Origin of the sequence: Lactobacillus sp. M0403 (genome assembly GCF_016101265.1) — a bacterium.
Lineage (GTDB): Bacteria > Bacillota > Bacilli > Lactobacillales > Lactobacillaceae > Lactobacillus > Lactobacillus apis.
Genome location: NZ_JACFQV010000004.1, coordinates 152,016 through 172,825, shown reverse-complemented (window position 1 = coordinate 172,825; position 20,810 = coordinate 152,016). Strand labels below are relative to the sequence as shown.

Sequence of the window (20,810 nt, the reverse complement as noted above, 5' to 3'; positions counted from 1 at the left end):
ATGTATCTAAATGAATATCCTTGACCTATAATTGAAAGCGTATTCAGGAGGAAGGTGATCCTATTAATGAGAATGAAGTAAAAATTGTAAAGCAAATCTTGGATGAAGGTGTAACTCATTACAAAAATATTGAACATAATATTGGAATGTCTAGAAAGACTGTTAATAAGTATTTAAATGAAATTGCCGAAGAAATTAAGCCATTTAATGTCGAACTCGTTAGAAAACAAAGCGTAGGCATTTATTTTGCTGGTGATACCGCAAAAATTCGTTCTTCTTTACAAGATGGTGAACTAAAGGCAAATAATGAAAGTCCGCAAGAAATAAAATTGGCAATACTTTCATTGCTATTAACAACTAATGAACATATAACAATTCAAAAACTTTCTGATCGTTATTATGTGAGTAGAACAACTTTGGAAGGATACCTAAAGCAAATTAAAAGTCTAATAGAAAAGCAAGGAGCTAAGTTACAGAGTGATGAAAAGGGGATTTTTATTAAGGCTTCTGAAAATATTCGAAGGAAATTAATGACACAGCTCCTTGGCTTTTATTGGGGTGATAGCTTAAAGGTCAAACATAATACTGATTTAAAGATGGTTATCAATGTTCCAAATGAACTGAAAAGCATTTTTGATCAGGTGATTTTTAAAGATGTTGTAACTACACTTAATCAGTTTCAGAAGGTCAGTTCAATTAAACTCAATGATTATCAGTTTCAGTCTTTGGCTGTCCATCTAGTGATTGCAATTCAAAGAATAAAGAACAAGGAAATTATAAAGGCTGATTCTGAACTGAGTAGTCATCCTTTATCCAAAAATACAATTTTGCTTTCAAATTTGCTTGAAGAAAACTTTGGTTTTGCTATTCCCGTAGCTGAACAGGCGTACATTAATATTCATATTCTTGCAGCTGAATCGGATCAAAAAGCACATTCAAGTCCAAAAAAAGATAAGGAAAACTCTAAGAATGGGGAATTAAGCCAGTTTCTAAAAAGCAATTTAACCCACTATGATGAAGTTCTTGTTAATAATTTGATTTTACATTTAGTACCAGCTTTGCATCGATTTGAGCTGGGGCTTAGTATAAAAAATCCATACAAAGATAGTATTAAAGGGAACTTTCCTTATGCATACAACCAAGCAGTTGATTTAAGTATTGAAATCGAAAAAAGATTTTCAGTAAGCATCAATGATGATGAAATTGCATATATTGCCCTACATATTGAGAGTTTCTTAGAAAGGAGAGAAGAAAAAAGAGTAAAGACAGTAATTGTTTGTAGCACAGGACTGGGAACTGCCAGACTTTTAGAGCAAAGAATTAAGAAATATTTTTCTGATGAACTAGAAGTTAACCGGGTGGTATCTGTTTCTGAATTAATGGCAGCACCAATTACTGAAGATTTAATAATAAGTACAGTAGATTTAGATATTAGGCAAAAAAATGTAGTAGTTGTACCACCATTTCTAGACGTTCAGTCTAAAAGAAAGATACAAACTGCTCTTGACAAGCTGAATAAATTTCAAGAAAAAGCAACAGAATTTATGAAATTGGTTGAGCCCGATTTAATCATAGTTGATAACCAAAAAATCAATCGTGATCAAGCAATAAAAAAAGTTTGCAAACGTCTATGCGATAAACACTATGCACTTTCTGGAATTGCAGAGGCTGCGATTGAAAGGGAAAAAGTTGCGAGTACTGAAATGGATTTTGTAGCAATGCCACATGCGCCAATTAAATATGTTAAAACTCCTCGGATTGCAATTTATCTTAATTCACATGGTATTGATTGGGATAAAGGTAAGGTAAATATCGTTTTCTTTATGGCAATGAACGAAAGTATCAAAGGCTCAATTGACCAAATTTATAACTACTTCAATGCAATTCTTGAAGATAAAAAAATGTTAAAAAGTTTGTGTAGATTAACATCAAAACAGGAAATAATTAGGCTTTTAGGAAGTGAAGAATTTGAATAGTAAAAGTAATGATTTTATCTCGAAAGATAATATTGTCATTGGTTTAAATGCATCTTCTAAAGAAGATGCAATCACGCAATTAGCAAAAATAATGGAAAAAAATGAAATTGTAAGTGATGCAAAAAAATTTAGAGATGATGTGTTAGAACGTGAAAGTCAGACAACAACAGGAATAGGCAATAATATCGCTATTCCACATGGTAAAAGTTCTACTGTCAATGTAGCGTCGCTAATGTTTGCAAAAACAACCAAGCCACTAGAGTGGAATTCCTTAGATGGTAGCAAAGTTTCAATAATTTTTTTGATGGCGGCTAGAGAAAAAGATACTGGTAAAGAACATCTGAAAATGTTGGCTACAGTCGCAGGAAAATTAATGGATGACGATTTTGTCAAAGAAATCAAGGCAGAAAATGATCCAGATAAGTTAGTTAATATCTTTAAAAAAATAGAAGAAGATTAGGAGAAAAATTATGAGTAAATTCGTAGCAGTAACTGCTTGTATTGCAGGAGTAGCACACACATATATGGCAGCACAAAACTTGAAGAAATATGCCAAAAAAAATGGTGATCAAATAAAAGTTGAAACTCAAGGTGCAATGGGTTTTGAAAATAAACTTAGTGCTAAGGATATTGCTGAAGCAGATGCCGTCATTTTTGCGGTCGATACAAATGTTAGAGAAAAAGAACGCTTTGATGGTAAAAAAATTGTGAAAATGGGAACATCAGAGGTCGTGAAAGACGGTAGCAAAGCGATTGAAAAAGCGCACGAAATTATTGACAACTGATAAAGACAGAAAGAAAAGGTTATATAAATGGACAAGTTAAAACAATTTTTTAAGGACTTAGTAGACCACTTCCAAACAGGAGTGTCTTACATGATTCCACTGGTTTCTGCTTCCGGACTGATTGTTTCAATTGCCGTTATTGGTGGTGGCAACGGAGTTTGGAATCAAACCAGTAACATTTGGGGAATTTTAAGAATGATCGGTCAGCAGGGATTAGGATTTATTCCTGTAATGATCGCCGCCTATATTTCATACTCGATTGCTGATAGACCAGGGCTTGCACCTGCTTTTATTGTTGGCTTGGTTGCTAACAAATTAGGTATGGGCTTTATTGGTGGAATGGTAGTTGGTGTTTTAGTCGGCTATTTAGTATATTGGCTGAAAAAGTTACCAATGCCTATGAGTTTAATTTCGCTAAAATCAATTTTCATCATTCCACTAACTTCAGTGTTAATTGGTGGTTTAGTAATCTTCTATGTCTTCAGTGATCCTGTTAGAGGAATGCAAAACGGTTTAACTTCATGGCTAGCAAGTATTAGTGGTTCAAACAAAATCTTAGTTGCTGCAATTATTGGAGCGATGATGGCTACAGATATGGGTGGTCCAATCAACAAAGTTGCATATACATTTAGTATGGCTTCATACACTTCAGGTGGATATGCAATTAGTACAGCTTGCTTTATTGCAATTGGTATTCCTCCATTAATCATGGCTTTAGCAAGTTTCATGGGTAAAAAGTATTATAGTCAAGACGAAAAAGAAAATTCTACTACAGCTTTAATTATGGGTATTATTGCCACAACAGAAGGTGCAATTCCGTTTGCAGTTTCAGATCCACTGGCTGTTATTCCTAGTTGTATGGTTGGCTCAGGACTAGCTAGTGCATTAAACGCTTTCTTTGGTACAACGCAAAAAACAGCTCTATCAACATTTATGGCGGCTCCATTTGACTCAAATATTTTGCTGTATTGCTTATCGATCGTAATTGGCGTTGTAGTTGGAGCAGTAATGTGCAATTTCCTTAAGAAATTAATGCATCGTGACCAAAAAGTTGCAGCAGAAGCTGCGGCAAATTAAATAAAAGGAGTAAAAATGTACAAAGTTTTTTATAAACCTACAGAAGATAAATGGATGGGCGATATTATGCCCTTTGGTAAAGACGGAAAGTTTTATTTGTATCACCAAAGAGACCCTAGAAAACCTGGTCCTCTGACTGATAATGATGAACCATTTGGCTGGTCGCTCTCAACTACAACTGATTTTGTTAATTATGATGATCATGGGGATGCAATACCTGCAGGTAGCGCAGACGATCCAGCACAATGGATTTATGCAGGATCTGTTTTTGAAGCTGATGGAAAAGTACAAGCTTTTTACACAGGCTATAATAAAAAAGCTGAGCAGGAAGGACGAGCTTCCCAAGTCTTACTTCATGGTGTAAGTACTGATTTCGATCATTTTCAAAAAAATGTTGATAAATTGTTATTACCAGCTCAAGAAGGTTATGACAAAACAGATTGGAGAGATCCTTGGGTAATTTGGAATGAAGATAAGCAAGAATATTTGCTGATTTTGGGGACAAGATTAGCAGGTCCAAAATCCAAATTAACTGGCAGAATTGTTTCCTTCACTTCCAAAAATCTTAAAGACTGGACATTCCAAGGCGACTTTTTTGCGCCAAATCTGTACACAGGGCTGGAAATGCCAGATCTCTTTAAAATGGGAGATTGGTGGTACTTACTATATACAGAATATAGCGAGCAAAGCAAAACTAGGTACCGGATGAGCAAGAATATTGATGGTCCATGGTTAAAGCCTCAAGATGATTCCTTTGACGGTCGTGCATATTATGCTGCTAGAACGGCCTTTGATGGTAAACGAAGAGTTTTATTTGGTTGGGTACCGACCAGAGAAGAAGGCAAAGGTGACAAGGTTAACTGGGAATGGGGCGGTACGTATGTTCCATTAGAATTAGTGCAAAGAAATGATGGAACTCTAGCTACCAAATTACCTGATGAATTAACCAACCAATTTACAGAAGAAACACACCTTGCTGATTTATTAATTGATAATCAAACTGGAAGAACTGAAAAAATAATTGCTCAAAACGTTGGTAAACATTTTGTTTTAGATATGGATGTAACTTGTCAAGACGGCATTAGCAATATTGCTTTGCGATTCTTTAAAAATGTCGAAACTGATGAATCATATCAATATCTGCTGTCAGCTGACGATCGGAGACTTGTCTTTGATAAAAGTCCGGAGTGGCCATGGTTCCAAATGATGAATAAGGGACTTGATCGCCCACTTGCAAAGAGTGAATTCGAAAAAATGCACATTAAATTGATGGTTGATGATGACATAGCTGTTATCGTTGTAAATGGTATTAGTTTAATTGCACGTGTGTACCAAAAATTTGGTGATGATTTGACATTAGCCGTATCTAACGGTAAAGCAGAGTTTTCAAATATTACTTTGAGAAAGTAATTGTTTATGGCAGATAAAATTAATTCTCTAGTATTTTTTGACTTGGATGGAACTCTTCTATCGAGTAATTCTACTGTTTTACCTGAAGTAAGTGCTGCTGTAAGAAGCTTAAAAGCTAACGGAAATATTCCAATAGTTTGTACAGGTCGTGCCGCTTTTGAAGTTCGTGAAATTATGGCGGAATGTGAAATTGATTCTCTGATTGCGACTAATGGACAATATGTAGAGTTTAATGGTCAAGTGAAGTTTAATCGAACTATTCCGTCACTCTTGTGTCAGCAGGTACTGACTTATGCAAACAGCAGAGATGACATCATTGGTTTTTACAATTATGAACAAATTGCTATCTCTGAAGATCAGCCGCTATCTCGGCATTTTTATCAAAACATTGCTTCATCATTTCCTCAAGTAGCACCCGATTTTTACCGGACAAACCCCGTTAATCAAATTTTGGTAATAGCGCATTGTGCTGATCAACAGTATAGTGATCATTTCCCTGAATTAAACTTTATGATAACTGGTCCTAATTCAATTGATACAGTTCTAAAAGGTAATTCAAAAGGAAAAGGAATTTCTGACCTAATTAAAAGTGAGGATCTTCATGTTCCAACTTACGCTTTTGGAGACGGTAACAATGACCTAAGCATGTTTGAAGCAGTGGACTATGGTATTGCAATGGGTAATGGAAATGATGCAATTAAAAATTCTGCTACGTATGTCACTGATACAAATGATAAACTAGGGATAATTAAAGGTTTACAAAAGTATGATTTGATTTAATGAGGTTTTGAATATGAGTATTTTTAAAGGGATTTCCCATGTAGGGATTCCAACTAATGATTTTGCTAAGAGTGTAACTGAATATGAAAAGATTGGCTTTAAGTTAATAAATCAAGAAGATAATAATGGTAGTGCGACGGGCTTTTTCCAATTAGGTGATTTAATGCTTGAAGTTTGGGAAGCTGAGACCAACCCGGTAAATGGTGCAATTAACCATTATGCTATTGATACCGATGAAATTGATGAAGCGTTCGAAAAGATTAAAAATGCAGGTTTTAAGCTAATTGATCAACAGGTGATGCACTTACCTTTTTGGGAGCATGGAATTAGTTACTTTAACTTTTATGGTCCTAATAATGAAACTATTGAAATTTGTCAAAGAAATAAGAAGTAAAAATAATGTTATTAGGTTCAGTAGAAGCCGGCGGGACAAAATTTGTTTGTGCTGTTGGCAATGAAAATTATCAAGTAAAAAACTCAATTAGAATAGCTACTACAACTCCGCAAGAAACGCTTCAGCAAGTAACTGCTTTTTTTAAAAAGTATCCTGTAGAAGCGATTGGAATAGCCTCTTTTGGCCCAATTGAAATACGCAAAACGGCTTCTAAATATGGCTACATAACGGACACGCCCAAAAATGGATGGCAAAATACTGATTTCCTTGGCTTTTTGAAAAAAGACATTGATGTTCCAATGTTCTTTACAACTGATGTAAATGGTTCTGCATATGGTGAATATGTTATGTCATTGCTTTCGAATGAAGACATTGATTCCTTGGTCTACTACACGATTGGTACTGGAGTGGGTGGTGGAGCCATAATTGATGGTCAATTAGTTGGCAGTCAAGGACACCCAGAAATGGGACACGTTTTGTTAAAAAGGCATCCCGATGATGTTGATTTTCTAGGAATATGTCCATTTCATCAGGACTGCTTGGAAGGACTTGTGTCTGGACCAACATTTGAGGCAAGAGTTGGCAAGCCAGGATCAGAAGTACCATTGACTGATTCTGTTTGGAACATATTGAGTTATTATGTGGCCCAAGCAGTTTTACAAGTTACATTGATTTTACGTCCTGATAAAATTGTTTTTGGTGGGGGCGTAGTTAGTGAAGCATTCTTAAAGAAAGTTAGATCTGATTTTGCTAAGATGCTGAATAGTTATGTCAAAGTCCCAAATTTAGACCAGTACATTGTTATGCCAGCTATTGCTAATAATGGTTCAGCTACAGTTGGCGACTTTGCGTTAGCTAAAAATTTATTAAAACAATAATCCTAAAAAGAGTGCACATGTATTAACCAACTTGTTAATTGACGTGCACTCTTTTTTAAAATAATAAAGGAGATAAAAATGACAACTGCTTATTTGGTAAATCATACCCACTGGGATCGAGAATGGTATTTTTCGATTATGGATGAGCAAGTTTTAGGAGAGCAATTATTTACAGAAGTTTTAGACGAACTGGAAGCACATCCAACTGCAAATTTTTGCTTGGATGGACAAGTTTCAATTGTTGATGAATATGTTGCAATTCATCCAGAAGCTAAGGCCAGAATTCGACGTTTAGTGAATGAAGGTAGGCTATTTATTGGCCCTTGGTATACTCAAACTGATGCTCTGATGCCAACTGCGGAATCAATTATTCGCAATTTAATTATTGGCATTAAGGATACAGAAGGAAACTATGGTAAGCCAATGATGATTGGCTATTTGCCTGACTCATTTGGTTTTAATGCGCAGATGCCGACCTTATTAAAACAAGTTGGTATTGATAATATGGTCTTCTGGCGAGGAATTAACTTTAAAAGACAAGCAGGTTCGACTTATTTTCGCTGGCATGGAATAGGTAACAAAGAAATAGTTGCACTTAATTTTCCATTTGGGTATTTTACAGGTCAAATTACGCCAGAAGCAAAACAAAAGTTAAATGAATTTGTTGAACAAAAATATGATCCAGCAATTAAATTTGAATCTGAGCATGACCAAAATGAAGATGTTTTAATTCCCTCTGGAATTGATCAGATGAATATAGTTAAAAATATCAATCAGACGGTTGAACAAATTAATAGTATTAGTAAATATTATACCGAAATTTCTACTTATCCTGAATTTGTCGAATTAATTCGTCATAGGTCTGAGAGTCTGCCAGAATATCGAGGAGAATTGCGCCTACCTACATATGCGCGTGTTCATCGGTCAATTGGATCAGTCAGAAGCAAATTGAAGAGAGAAAATTTTAGACTAGAGCAGAAACTTTTGAAACGAGTGGAGCCGTTATGCGTAATTGGTCACAAGGTAGGAGTTAATATCGGTAATGGTTTGCTGACCAAAGCTTGGAAAAAATTATTAAAGTGTCAACCACATGATTCTCTTGGTGGCAGTGTTTCAGAAAATGTAGCAAAAGATATTTGGCAGCGATATAAAGAAGTTGATGAGCTAGTTGACGGGATTGAGAACATGGTTAAGAAAAAAATTGCTCAATGCTTAAAATTAACCTCATCTCAATTACTAGTGTTTAATACAGATCCACATGAATTTGACGGTTATAAAGAAGTGGATATTGTTGCTCCAACCAAAAAAATCAAAATTAAGGGGATGGAAGATGCAGAAATTGTTTCTAGTAAGTATCACCCTGCAAGAGAGCACATTTTAATGCAAACGCCCCATGGAGAGGATTATACTGATGAACCTAGTTATTATGAATTAAGAGTCAGAGGTAAAGTTCAATTACCAGCCTTTGGCTATAAAGTTTTCAAAGTAATAGGTAGCAATGAAAAATTACCAGAAATTACCGCGGGGAAATTTGGTAGTTACGGCATTATTTCGAATGGTAAGCAAGCTATTGAATTTTGTGATGGTGAGATTACCTTAATTAATGATGACACTAAAATCAAAAACTTTGTTTCTTTACTGGATCAACCCAATGATGGTGATACTTATGATTTTTCCCCGTATAAAGACTTTAAAGAACAGGCGCTACCTTTTCAAAGTGTAGGTATTAGCAAAGGCAAGCATGATGTAATGACTCTGAGAGGAAGTGCTAGTTTACCACTGGATTTGGTTGATTATACAGAAGAAAATCCTAGATATGGTAAATTATCGTATTCATTAGATATTTGGTTTAATGAGTTGGGACAAGTTGCGGTTAAATTACTGGTTGATAATCAAATTAATTCTCATCGATTAAGAGTTTGTTTTTCACCACAAATAAATACCGAAGAAGTCAGAGCAGAGATTCAGGCAGGCTATGTTACAACTAAAAACGAGCCAATTGATTCTGATTGGCAAAAAGAGTTTGTTGAGAAGCCAGTCAATTTATACAATTTTGATAAATCTCTTAACTTAATTGATGCAGATAAACATTTCACTTTTTGGGGATATGGTCAAAAAGAGTATCAATATGAAGACGGAAGACTTAAAGTTACGCTGATGGCAACAACAGGAGAATTAGGAAAACCTAATTTAAAGTGGCGGCCTGGAAGAGCATCTGGTGACACGACTAGTCAGGGGCATATTATGATGGCAACTCCTTCAGCTCAAGAAAAGGGACAAAATAAATTTGTATTTGCATTTAAACTTGATGATGGCAAATTTAGTGAAGAAGAAAATAATCAATTGACAAATAAATGGTTGCAGCCAAATATTTCATACCAGTTACAAGGTCTAAATGTTTTTATCAATCGTTTAGATAACAAGATTTGGGCAATAGAAAAGACTCCTAGGATACCTGAACACATTGAACTATTGAACTTACCGAAAGAAATAATGGTTTCAGCGCTGTATCCTTCGGTGACAGATTCAAATAGTTATATTCTAAGATTGGAAAATTTGACTAATCAAGCAGTCATGTTACCAGACTTTATTAGGGATAAAGGTCAAGTTGTTAACGCACTTGAAGAGCCAAGTGACGAGCAACAAATTTCTCCATACGATTTAATTTCAATTAAACTTTCAATATAAGATAAAAAGCAAGTAAAAGTGGACCATATAGGTTCAAGCATTACTTGCTTTTTTGGATACATTCTATTTAAAGGAAGGAAATTAAATATTACTAAATTTAAATTCGCTTATGTCCGTGATGGGACTAGTGTAAACAAAATTTAAACTTATCTGTTTGGTTTTGTTACTTAAACTATGTAGGAGCTTTTGCTGAAAATTGGATAAGTGCAGATGATTAAGCGCAGTGTTAGCCTGAATATACAGCACTAATTTACCAGTATATTGCAGCGGATGATCATTTGACTCGAATTTTTGCATAACTAGTCCGATTGCATCTCGAATTGGCCGATATTTTGCAATATTTAATTCGTTATAAATATTATTAAAAAAACTACGATAAAATTGATCTAATTCTTTGTATGTTTCATTAATCAGCATTTTTTCTTTTGGAGATGAAGCACCGATTAAGTGAACACTCATTACATCACTTCCTTAGTACAGAAATAATTTGTGTTTTAGGCGCAAATTTTTCTTTTAGCTCTTGGGGTAACGGATTATCAGTAATAAGTACATCGATCTGACTCAAGGGGATTGACATAAACGGAGAAGTATTTTGACTGTTGAACTTATAATTTTCTGCGATTACCACAACTTGTTTTGCCCTCGAAGCAGCGACACGAGTTAATTCTGCATCACTCATCTTTGTGAGATAAGCACCATCTTCTTTGACGTTTGATGTGCCAAAAAATGCTGTATTAAAGCTCATTCGCTTTAAAGTATCAATCGATGTGACTGAATAATTAAAGCGATGTTCTTTGTCGATTTTTCCACCTAAAAGACGAACATCAGGGAGTCTTGATTGCATCAATTCCAGGGAATTATCAATTGAATTTGTCACAATCTGCAAATCCATACCACAAATTAATTCGCATAGCTTTTTCAGCGTAGTTGAAGCACCAATAAAATCGTATTGATTTGGATGAACAAAGCGGAGCGCCATCTGTGCCATTTTCGTTTTAATAGGGGAATCGATGTGATTCCTGGTAATGAAATTAGGTACATTGTCGTGACTGTTAGCCAGTAACCCACCGTGAACTCGAATCGCTTGACCTGTGGAAGTTAATCTAAGAACATCTCGCCGGGCTGTATCAAACGAAACATTAAAGTAGTCTGCTAAATCTTTTGTAACTAAGTGATGTTTTTGTTCTAATAATTTTTTGATTTCGCGAATTCGTTCTTCTTGAGTCATAATATTTCTCCTAAAAATAATCTAGCATTTTTTATTTTTTTAAGAATCAAATAGTCAGTATTTCATATTGGATTTTATGTGTTTGTTTGTGTTTAACTAAAATTATACTGAAGTTTAAAGTTAAAAAGACTGGTAAATCAATATTTTTAAAAAAGGAATTTGCTTAAATGCTTATTTTAAAATTGGAACGAACCAATTTTTGAAATGGTTGATATTGAATACAAAATTGGTATAATAACCGTATAAAGAAAGTTTAAGTAAATAATTTCTAAATAGGAGAAATAATATGGCAGTAGATTATGATTCAAAGGAATTTTTAAAGAGCGTAGATGCCCATTGGCGTGCAGCTAACTATTTGTCAGTTGGTCAACTCTTTTTGATGGATAACCCGCTTTTAAAGCATGACCTTAAAGCAAGTGAAGTTAAGCCTAAACCAATCGGACACTGGGGGACAATCTCACCACAAAACTTTATTTATGCACATTTAAACCGCGTCATTAAAAAGTATGGCTTGGATATGTTTTATATCGAAGGCTCCGGTCACGGTGGTCAAGTAATGGTTTCTAACTCATATCTTGACGGTTCATACAGTGAGCTTTACCCAGAAATTCAACAAGATGAAAAGGGAATGGCTAAGTTATTCAAACGCTTTAGTTTTCCTGGTGGTTCTGCTTCTCATGCTGCTCCTGAAACCCCAGGTTCAATGCATGAAGGTGGCGAGCTTGGCTACTCACTTTCACATGGTACCGGTGCAATTTTAGACAATCCTGATGTGATTGCAGCAGTTGAAATCGGTGATGGTGAAGCTGAGACTGGCCCACTAGCTGCAAGTTGGTTTAGTGATAAGTTCATTAACCCAATCAAAGATGGTGCTGTACTACCAATTTTACAAATCAACGGTTTTAAAATTTCTAACCCAACCATCGTTTCAAGAATGTCAGATGAAGAACTAACCAAGTACTTTGAAGGTATGGGTTGGCATCCTTACATTATTTCTGCATATAATGGTGGTGAATTTGACGGCTATAAAGATCACATGCAAGTTCACGAAGAAATGGCAAAATTAATGGATACTGTAATTGAAGAAATTAAAGCCATTCAAAAGAATGCTCGTGAAAATAATGATGAGACTTTACCACATTGGCCAATGATTATCTTCCGCGTTCCAAAGGGATGGACAGGACCTACAACCGATCTTGACGGTAATCCTATTGAAAACTCATTTAGAGCACACCAAATTCCAATTCCTGTTGCTCAAGATGACATGGAACATAAAGATATGTTGGTTGATTGGCTTGAAAGCTATAAACCAGCAGAATTGTTTGATGAAAATGGTGTACCAACTGAATTGGTAACTGCTGATAATGTTACTGGTGATAGCAGAATGGCAGTCAACCCAATTACAAATGGTGGTGGTGACAAAGCTAAGCGCCTCAACCTTCCAGATTATCGTAAATATGCCTTAGAGTTTGATCAACCTGGTTCAGTTGAAGCAGAAGATATGACTGAATGGGCAAAATATTTGAATGAAATTGCAGAACTTAACCCAGACAATTTCCGTGGCTTTGGACCTGATGAAACCAAATCAAATCGTTTGTTCAAATTTATTGATGAGCAAAAGCGTCAATGGGAAGGTTCAGTTCATACACCAAACGATGAGAACTTGGCACCAAGTGGTCGTTTAATTGATTCTCAATTATCCGAGCATCAAGACGAAGGCTGGCTTGAAGGCTATGTTTTATCTGGTCGTCATGGTTTCTTTGCAACTTACGAATCATTTGGACGTGTTGTTGACTCGATGTTAACCCAGCACATGAAGTGGTTAAGAAAAGCCAAGGAACAATATTGGCGTAAGGATTACCCATCTTTGAACTTTGTTGCAACTTCAACTGTTTTCCAACAAGATCACAATGGTTATACTCACCAAGATCCAGGTATCTTAACTCACTTATATGAAAAGAATCGTCCAGATTTGATTCACGAGTACTTACCAGCTGATACGAACTCTTTATTAGCAGTATCGCAAAAAGCATTTACTGATCGTGAATGTATCAACGTTTTGGTTACTTCTAAGCAAGAACGTCCACAATGGTTCTCAATCGATGAAGCAACTCAGATTGCTAACCACGGTTTATCATATATTGATTGGGCTTCAACTGATCAAAATGCTAAGCCTGATGTTGTCTTTGCTTCAACTGAAACTGAGCCAACTATGGAGTCTTTAGCTGCTATTGACATTTTGCATAAGAATTTCCCAGAAATGAAAATTCGTTACATTAACGTCATTGATGTAATGAAGTTAATGAATACAACAGATAATCCAGAAGCAATTTCCGACAAGGAATTTGAAGAATTATTCCCTACTGATGTGCCAGTAATTTTTGCATGGCATGGCTACAAGGCAATGATGCAATCAATCTGGTTTGGTCGTAATCGTAGCAATGTTCATATTCACTGCTATGAAGAAGAAGGCGACATTACTACTCCATTTGATATGAGAGTTGTTAATGAACTTGATCGTTTCCATTTAGCAAAGGATGCAGTCTTGAGTATGCCAGAATACGCTGAAAAGAGCGCAGGCTTTGTTGCAGAAATGGATCGCTTATTAGCTAAGCACCACCAATACATTCGTGACAATGGTAAAGATATGCCAGAAGTAACAGAATGGAAATGGACAGGCTTAAAATAAATTAAGTGTACATCTCATTTTACTTATAAATAAAAAACGTGATTCCACCCGGAACCACGTTTTTTGCTTTGAAAATTGTTATTGATCTTTTGGATTGATTCCCCAAAAGAAGGTTAATATTGCTGCCGTAATTAGAGATATTGCGGAGCCTAAAATCATAAAGCCAATTGGCTTATACATTAGCATCAAGATTGAGAAAATGTTGTCAATTTGGAATGCTCGAACAACTACGTGAAGTGAGGCATTAATGGCACCACCAATTCCACCTGCAATTGCTGTGATGATCATTAATCTCTTTGAGGGCATAATTAAACCGTACAAAATAGGTTCAGTTACACCGGCAAAAATACCTGTAATTGTAACAGATCCTGATAGTCCCTTGAGTTTGGCATCTTTCTTTTTGAGTAAACTGTATAAAAAGATACCGAGGGAAACACCGATTTGTGCCCAAACGGCTGCAACTGCCACACCACCAATTACATCACCACCGTACATTTTGAGGTTTTGCAATGTGATTGGCACTAGGCCCCAGTGTAAACCAAGTACGGTTAAGAAAGGATAGACCATGCCTAGCAGCAAGCCAGCAACTAATCTGCTTTTACCGAATAGCCACATGATAATAGCTGAAATCCATTTACCTACAGTATCACCAAATGGACCAAAGATTAGTACGGTTGCTGGTACTAAGATAATTAAGCAAATCATTGAATTCAGGAAAATCTGAACCTGTTGCGGAATAATCTTTTTCAATAAACGATCAAGTAAAATGTAAACTCCAATGATAACGAAAATTGGAAATACTGTGGTGGAATAGTCAATTGCGTCTAATGGCATGCCAAAAAGACTAAGCCCGTGCTTTCCGACCAATTGAGTAAAATTTGGTTCTAACAGTGCTGCACCCAAAGCTCCACCGACAAATGGATCTGCTTTAAATTCTTTGGCTAAAGTAATACCGACGAAAATAGGTAGGAAGTAAAAGACTGAATTCCCAGCTGCAGATAAGACAAGATAGGCTGTACTAGTTTCAGATAACCAATGCAAATTAGCTAAAACTGTTAGAACGGCCTTTACCATTCCAGCCCCAGCCATCACCGAAAGAAGTGGCATAAAAGCCCCGGAAATAGTTTTAGTTATTGACAACTTAGCTTTTTTATCTGTTTTTTCTTCTTTAGAGTTAGCTGTCTTGTGATCACTCAGTTTTTTCTGAATGACGTCATAATAATCTGCCACATTAGTACCAATTACGACCTGCTCTTGACCTCCACTTTTAACGACACTTAAAACGCAAGGCAAGGAATTCAATTTGTCTTTATCGACTTTACTATCGTCTTTTAAGTCAAAGCGCAATCTAGTTACGCAATGGACCAAATTATTGACGTTATCTGGTCCACCAACATATTTTAAAATTGCCTCTGATTCACCATTAATATTATTCATACATTCTCCCACTTATAAAAATTAATGAGAATAACTTTTGGATTATCTCATTATATTTTAAAAAATAAGCAATATTATAATTTAACTCTATAGTAATTGTCAATGAACTTAAAAAGAACATTTTAGAAGTATATTGCTATTTATAAATCCTTTAGTATAAAATTAAATTGTTGGTATTTTTTAACAAATTTAAAAAAGGAGGAAACAGTGAATAAACTAGTAAATGTGTTAACTACGACAGATATCCATGGCTTTATTTCTAATGAGGGGCAGCCACCTGCCTTAGCGTTGCAAGGAATAAAGGAAAAATATCCTAACTCGCTATTAATGGATAGTGGGGACTTTTTTGTTGGTAATCCTTTGACCACTTATTTTTGTGATCAAATGCAAGTATCTCCAATAGTAGATTATGCCAATAAGGTTGGATTTGATGTCATGGTACCTGGGAACCATGATTTTGATCATGGACTGAATTATTTAAAGCGTCAGGTTAGCCATTTAAATGCTGACTATGTTTGTTGTAATGTTTTTGATGAAGAAGGAAATTGGATTTTTTCACCGTCTACCATTAAAGAAATTGATGGCATCAAAGTGGGAGTAATTGGTTTACTGACAAGTAGAATGTCAATGATCAGTGACTTTGATGTAACCACTGGAGTAGTAGTTAAGGAAGCATTACCTGAATTACAAAAACAGGTAGCAGCTTTACGCGACCAAGTCGATTTGATTTTAGTCGGCTATCACGGCGGGATTGAACGAGATTTGAGGACACACGATGAAACTAACTATGCAACGGGTGAGGACGAAACTTTTAAATTAGTATCGCAAACACCAGGAATTGATGGTTTTAGCTGTGGTCACCAGCATCGTATTAATCATGGTCAAATAGGTGATACCCTTGTTGTTCAAGGCGGATACCGAGGTAATTGTTTTGGTCACATGACGTTTGAATTTAACAATCAAAATGAAATTGTAAAACGTCAAGAAGAAATCGTCTTAACTGAGACTCTGCCAGCCAAAACAGGCGATTTTTATTCAGAAGAAGATTATCAAAATTGGCTTGCAGAAGATTTTGATCTCAGTCATTTAGTAGAGTTTTTAAAACAAAAATTTGCTCGCGAGCATTTAGGAATTTTTATTAGCTTAAAAGGGAAAACTAGGCAGCAAGTAATAGATTCTTTTACCATTCCATATGGTGTTAGAATTTATCGCCTGACTTCGTCAGAATATCAGGTTTTCAGCCAACAAGATTGGGCTCTTAAGCAAGAAAATTATGATTCTAATGCTCACGATTTTTTGGTTCTGACGAATTCTTATGAAGTACCAGAATATCGGTTGACGGATCAATTTGTTGATAATATTTTTGATGAATATTCATACTATTTAACGCAGCGCAATTAGGGAGAAAGTAATGGGAGTAATTGGAATTATTATAGTGTTGGGTCTACTTTATCTGGTAAGTTTTGATCGCAAGCACATCGACTACAAATCACTTATTTATCTTTTTGTAACAGAATTAGTAATCCTGTTTTTGATTTTAAAGACAACAATTGGTAATTGGATCATTAAGGGATTATCCGGTAGTTTAAACATTATCAGTCAGTCTAGTAGTAAGGGTGTAAACTTCGTTTTCGGTGATTTGAAAAATCCTGGTGCTACTTCACAATTTTTCTTAAATGTCTTATTACCATTGATTTTTATTTGTGCACTGATTGAATTGTTGCAGTATTTGCGTATTTTACCTTTTATTATTAAATATGTTGGTAAAGTTCTGAAAAAGCTGTTCCATATTGATGAAATTAATGCGTTTACGATTTTAAGTTATCCTTTTGTAAGTAATGGTGTTTTTGTTCCTTTCAAGGATCAAATGAAAGACATGTCACCAAATCAATTATTTACGCTATCAATTTATACTTTATCAAATACTACAGTAACAATGATTGCTTCATATATGCATATTATTAAATCTGAATTTATTATTGTTGCTTTGATACTTAACCTCTTCACTTCGATTATTGTTGCTAAAATAGTTGCACCATACGATATTTCGCAAGTTAACTATGAAATTTCGACTAAGAACACTAATCAAAAGTCATTGATTACGCGTTTGATTGACAGCATGAACCTTGGATTTAAACTGGCAATTAACATTTCAATCTCAATTATTGGTTTTGTTTCGTTAATTACTTTTGTCAACATTATTTTCAAATCAGTTTGTGGTAAAACCTTAACGGCCTTAATTGGTTATGTTTGTGCTCCTGTAGCTTTTATCATGGGAGTAGATCCACATTCAATTGTTAGTGCTGGTACAGTTCTGGCTACCAAAGCATTTACCAATATCTTTGTCGCAATAAACCAAATTAATATGCACGCAGTTCCGCTTAAGACGCAAGCAATTGTTAGTGTTTTCTTGATTTCTTTTGCTAACTTACCAAACTTGGGTACTACATTAGGTATCATGCATACAATGGTTGATGAAGAGCATGGTGAAGCTATTGCAAGTCATGCATTAAGACTATTTTTGGTGGCAACAGCAGTCAGCATTCTTAATGGGGCATTGGCTGGTCTATTTTATTCATTTTAATTAGCTTTCTCCTTGTTAATCTGAAGATTTTTATTTATAATAAAAACATCATAAGGGAGTAACAGCAATTACCTGCGATAAGCCCAACAACCGAAGATATACTTCTGGACTTATCTTAATTAGTGAGACTTGTGTGTGTTAAACATATAAGTCTCTTTTTTATTTTTAGGAGGAAAAAATGCCCCAAAATTTTTATAATCAGTCAGTTAAAGATATTGAACAAGAGCTTTCAACATCTTGTGAAAATGGTTTGAATTCGGAGCAAGTAAAGCAGCTTCAGGAAAAATATGGTCCTAATAGCCTTGCTGGTAAGAAGAAAACCAGTATGTTGCAACGTTTTATTGCACAATTTAAGGACTTTATGATCATTGTTTTGATCATTGCTGCGCTTTTATCAGGCTTTGTCGCTCAAGAGTGGACAGACGCTGCGATTATCATGGTTGTTGTTATCCTGAACGCTGTTTTGGGTGTTTTCCAAGAAACTCGTTCTGAAGAAGCAATTAATGCTCTGAAAAAAATGGCCACGCCGAATGCGCATGTGCGAAGAAATGGGCAAGTGGTTGAGATTCCAAGTACCGAATTAGTGCAAGGTGATATTGTTTTACTTGAAGCTGGAGATGTCGTTCCCGCAGACTTGCGTTTGACAATCACTGAAAGCTTGAAGATTGAGGAGTCTGCATTAACTGGGGAATCAGTACCTGTTGATAAAGAGCACGACCAAATTGATGAGGATAAAGTTGCTTTAGCCGATCAGGATAATATGGCGTTTGCCAATACAAATGTTACCTATGGTCGTGGTGAAGGAATTGTCACTGAAATTGGGATGAATACTGAAGTCGGTAAAATTGCCACCATGCTTAATAATACCGATGAAACGGATACACCACTTAAGCGCAACCTTAACCAATTAGGTAAGACATTAACAATTATGATCTTGCTGATTTGTGCGGTTGTTTTCGTTGTCGGTTTCTTTACCAAGCAGGGTACAGAGCCAACACAAAAATTAGCAATTGATATGTTCTTAGTTGCAGTTTCGTTAGCAGTTGCGGCAATCCCAGAAGGACTACCTGCAATTGTTACCATCATTTTGGCGCTGGGAACGCAAGTAATGGCTAAGCACAATTCGATTGTGCGTAAATTACCTGCAGTTGAAACTTTGGGTGCAACTGATATTATCTGTTCAGATAAAACTGGTACATTAACTCAAAATAAGATGACAGTTGAGCAGGTCTACTATGACAATGAAGCTCATCAAGCAGACCAGAAGATTTCTGAAGCTAACCCTACGTTGTTGTCAATGGTTTTAGCTAACGACTCTAAGCTTGATGACACAAATAGATTGTTGGGAGATCCAACTGAGACGGCACTTATTCAATATGCCTTAGATCAAAAGATTGATGTTCATCAGCTACTTGACCAGCACAAACGGGTTCAAGAAGTTCCTTTTGATTCTGGTCGTAAGTTAATGAGTACGGTTAATGAAAATGGTGGACAATATTTTGTTGCCGTTAAGGGAGCACCTGACCAATTACTTAAACGAGTTACTAAAATCGAAGTTAATGGCAAGGTAGAACCGATTTCTGCTGAACAAAAAGAAGAAATTTTACTTTCTAACCAAAAAATGGCAAGAAGAGCCTTAAGAGTCTTAGGTTTAGCGTATAAGACAGTTGATCAGCTATACGATGCTCCTTCTACTGATAACGTTGAACAAGATTTAATTTTTGTTGGTTTGGTTGGGATGATTGATCCAGAAAGACCTGAAGCTAAAAAGGCAATCGCAGAAGCACATGATGCAGGAATCAGAACAGTTATGATTACCGGAGACTTCCAAGTGACTGCACAAGCAATCGCTGAGCGACTTGGAATTCTAAAACCAGGCCAAGATGAACGCGTGGTTACTGGTGCTCAACTTGATGAAGTTAGTGATGAATACTTGCAAGAACATGTACCTGATTACAGCGTTTATGCTCGTGTCTCGCCAGAGCACAAAGTTCGAATTGTTAAGGCATGGCAAGCTCGTGGTAAAATTGTTGCGATGACCGGTGATGGTGTTAACGATGCTCCTAGTTTGAAGCAAGCTGATATTGGCATCGGTATGGGTATCACAGGTACTGAAGTTTCCAAGGGTGCCAGCGATATGATTTTGGCCGATGATAACTTTGCCACAATCGTTGAAGCTGTTAAGCAAGGTCGTAAAGTTTTCAGCAATATTCAAAAGGCAATTCTATACTTAATGAGTTGTAATGTTGGTGAAGTTTTGACAGTGTTCATGATGACAATGCTTGGGTGGGACATTTTAGCACCCGTTCAACTTCTTTGGATCAACCTTGTTACTGACACATTGCCAGCTATTGCGCTTGGACTTGAACCAGTGGAAAAAGGCATCATGAAGAGGGCACCACGTGGTCGGAAATCCAATTTCTTTAGTGGTGGTGTTTCTAGTTCAATTGTCTACCAAGGAATTTTGGAAGGTATTTTAGTTTTAGCAACTTATCAATTAGGCTTGAAATTTGGTCCGCATGTTAACAGTGCTAACTTACAGCATGCGGATGCATTGACTATGGCATTCTTGACTTTAGGATTAATCCAATTATTCCATGCGATTAACTCAAAATATATCCATCAATCAATCTTTTCTAAGCACACACTTACAAACAAATGGTTTAACTGGGCTATCCTAATTTCAGCAATAGTAATGGCCGCAGTAGAATTACCATTTATGACTAAGTTCTTTGATGTTACAGAATTAAATGGCATGCAATGGTTAATTGTCTTAGGAGCAGGAACTTGTATGATTATCATTGTTGAAATTGTTAAATTCTTCCAACGTCAAACTGGACAAAAATAAAATAACTAAAAAACTGGCAAATTACGCTATAGAAGC

Annotated in this window: 16 protein-coding genes; 13 read left to right on the top strand and 3 right to left on the bottom strand. The window is 35.8% G+C overall.

Annotation, left to right across the window (positions count from 1 at the left end; all coding sequences use genetic code 11):
- The first annotated feature begins 98 nt into the window (after nucleotides 1–98).
- From H3T48_RS06470 to H3T48_RS06430, 9 genes are all read left to right on the top strand, one after another.
- A complete protein-coding gene (locus H3T48_RS06470) occupies nucleotides 99–1,976 on the top strand; it encodes a transcription antiterminator (protein ID WP_198188933.1) in 1,878 nt (625 codons plus the stop codon).
- Entirely contained in the window at nucleotides 1,969–2,436 is a 468-nt protein-coding gene (locus H3T48_RS06465) for a PTS sugar transporter subunit IIA (RefSeq protein ID WP_198188932.1), read from the top strand. The genes H3T48_RS06470 and H3T48_RS06465 overlap by 8 nt, the downstream gene beginning before the upstream one ends.
- 10 nt (nucleotides 2,437–2,446) lie before the next feature.
- Complete coding sequence (locus H3T48_RS06460) at nucleotides 2,447–2,761, top strand: PTS fructose transporter subunit IIB (RefSeq protein ID WP_122034490.1); 315 nt, start codon at nucleotides 2,447–2,449, stop codon at nucleotides 2,759–2,761.
- 27 nt (nucleotides 2,762–2,788) lie between these two features.
- Nucleotides 2,789–3,838 carry a PTS fructose transporter subunit IIC gene (locus H3T48_RS06455; protein WP_122034492.1) on the top strand — a complete coding sequence of 350 codons (1,050 nt, stop codon included), beginning with the start codon at nucleotides 2,789–2,791 and terminating at the stop codon, nucleotides 3,836–3,838.
- 15 nt (nucleotides 3,839–3,853) lie between these two features.
- Complete coding sequence (locus tag H3T48_RS06450; protein ID WP_198188931.1) at nucleotides 3,854–5,248, top strand: family 43 glycosylhydrolase; 1,395 nt, start codon at nucleotides 3,854–3,856, stop codon at nucleotides 5,246–5,248.
- A 6-nt stretch (nucleotides 5,249–5,254) separates the two neighbouring features.
- A complete protein-coding gene (locus H3T48_RS06445) occupies nucleotides 5,255–6,028 on the top strand; it encodes a Cof-type HAD-IIB family hydrolase (protein ID WP_198188930.1) in 774 nt (257 codons plus the stop codon).
- 13 nt (nucleotides 6,029–6,041) lie between these two features.
- Complete coding sequence (locus H3T48_RS06440; protein WP_122034499.1) at nucleotides 6,042–6,422, top strand: VOC family protein; 381 nt, start codon at nucleotides 6,042–6,044, stop codon at nucleotides 6,420–6,422.
- A 5-nt stretch (nucleotides 6,423–6,427) separates the two neighbouring features.
- Nucleotides 6,428–7,300: a fructokinase ScrK gene (gene scrK, locus H3T48_RS06435; protein ID WP_198188929.1), complete on the top strand. Its 873-nt coding sequence runs from the start codon at nucleotides 6,428–6,430 to the stop codon at nucleotides 7,298–7,300.
- A 78-nt stretch (nucleotides 7,301–7,378) separates the two neighbouring features.
- Nucleotides 7,379–9,988 (top strand): glycoside hydrolase family 38 C-terminal domain-containing protein, encoded by a 2,610-nt coding sequence (locus tag H3T48_RS06430; RefSeq protein ID WP_198188928.1) that lies wholly within the window; start codon nucleotides 7,379–7,381, stop codon nucleotides 9,986–9,988.
- An 81-nt stretch (nucleotides 9,989–10,069) separates the two neighbouring features.
- Here the strand turns inward: H3T48_RS06430 and H3T48_RS06425 are convergent, their stop codons facing one another.
- Both H3T48_RS06425 and H3T48_RS06420 read right to left on the bottom strand, forming a co-directional pair.
- Nucleotides 10,070–10,447: a bacteriocin immunity protein gene (locus tag H3T48_RS06425; RefSeq protein ID WP_232349896.1), complete on the bottom strand. Its 378-nt coding sequence runs from the start codon at nucleotides 10,445–10,447 to the stop codon at nucleotides 10,070–10,072.
- A 4-nt stretch (nucleotides 10,448–10,451) separates the two neighbouring features.
- Nucleotides 10,452–11,216: a DeoR/GlpR family DNA-binding transcription regulator gene (locus H3T48_RS06420; RefSeq protein ID WP_198188927.1), complete on the bottom strand. Its 765-nt coding sequence runs from the start codon at nucleotides 11,214–11,216 to the stop codon at nucleotides 10,452–10,454.
- Nucleotides 11,217–11,502: 286 nt separating this feature from the next.
- Here H3T48_RS06420 and H3T48_RS06415 point away from each other — a divergent pair, with 286 nt between their 5' ends.
- On the top strand, nucleotides 11,503–13,905 hold the full coding sequence (locus H3T48_RS06415; RefSeq protein ID WP_198188926.1) for a phosphoketolase family protein: 2,403 nt from the start codon (nucleotides 11,503–11,505) through the stop codon (nucleotides 13,903–13,905).
- Nucleotides 13,906–13,983: 78 nt separating this feature from the next.
- Here H3T48_RS06415 and H3T48_RS06410 read toward each other — a convergent pair whose 3' ends face one another.
- Entirely contained in the window at nucleotides 13,984–15,342 is a 1,359-nt protein-coding gene (locus H3T48_RS06410) for a PTS transporter subunit EIIC (RefSeq protein WP_198188925.1), read from the bottom strand.
- Between the two features lie 207 nt (nucleotides 15,343–15,549).
- Here H3T48_RS06410 and H3T48_RS06405 point away from each other — a divergent pair, with 207 nt between their 5' ends.
- From H3T48_RS06405 to H3T48_RS06395, 3 genes are all read left to right on the top strand, one after another.
- On the top strand, nucleotides 15,550–16,743 hold the full coding sequence (locus H3T48_RS06405) for a metallophosphoesterase (RefSeq protein ID WP_198188924.1): 1,194 nt from the start codon (nucleotides 15,550–15,552) through the stop codon (nucleotides 16,741–16,743).
- A 10-nt stretch (nucleotides 16,744–16,753) separates the two neighbouring features.
- Nucleotides 16,754–17,926, top strand: a complete 1,173-nt coding sequence (locus H3T48_RS06400) for a nucleoside transporter C-terminal domain-containing protein (RefSeq protein ID WP_074425675.1) — start codon at nucleotides 16,754–16,756, stop codon at nucleotides 17,924–17,926.
- A 178-nt stretch (nucleotides 17,927–18,104) separates the two neighbouring features.
- Nucleotides 18,105–20,774 carry a calcium-translocating P-type ATPase, PMCA-type gene (locus H3T48_RS06395; RefSeq protein ID WP_198188923.1) on the top strand — a complete coding sequence of 890 codons (2,670 nt, stop codon included), beginning with the start codon at nucleotides 18,105–18,107 and terminating at the stop codon, nucleotides 20,772–20,774.
- The last annotated feature ends 36 nt before the right edge of the window (nucleotides 20,775–20,810 follow it).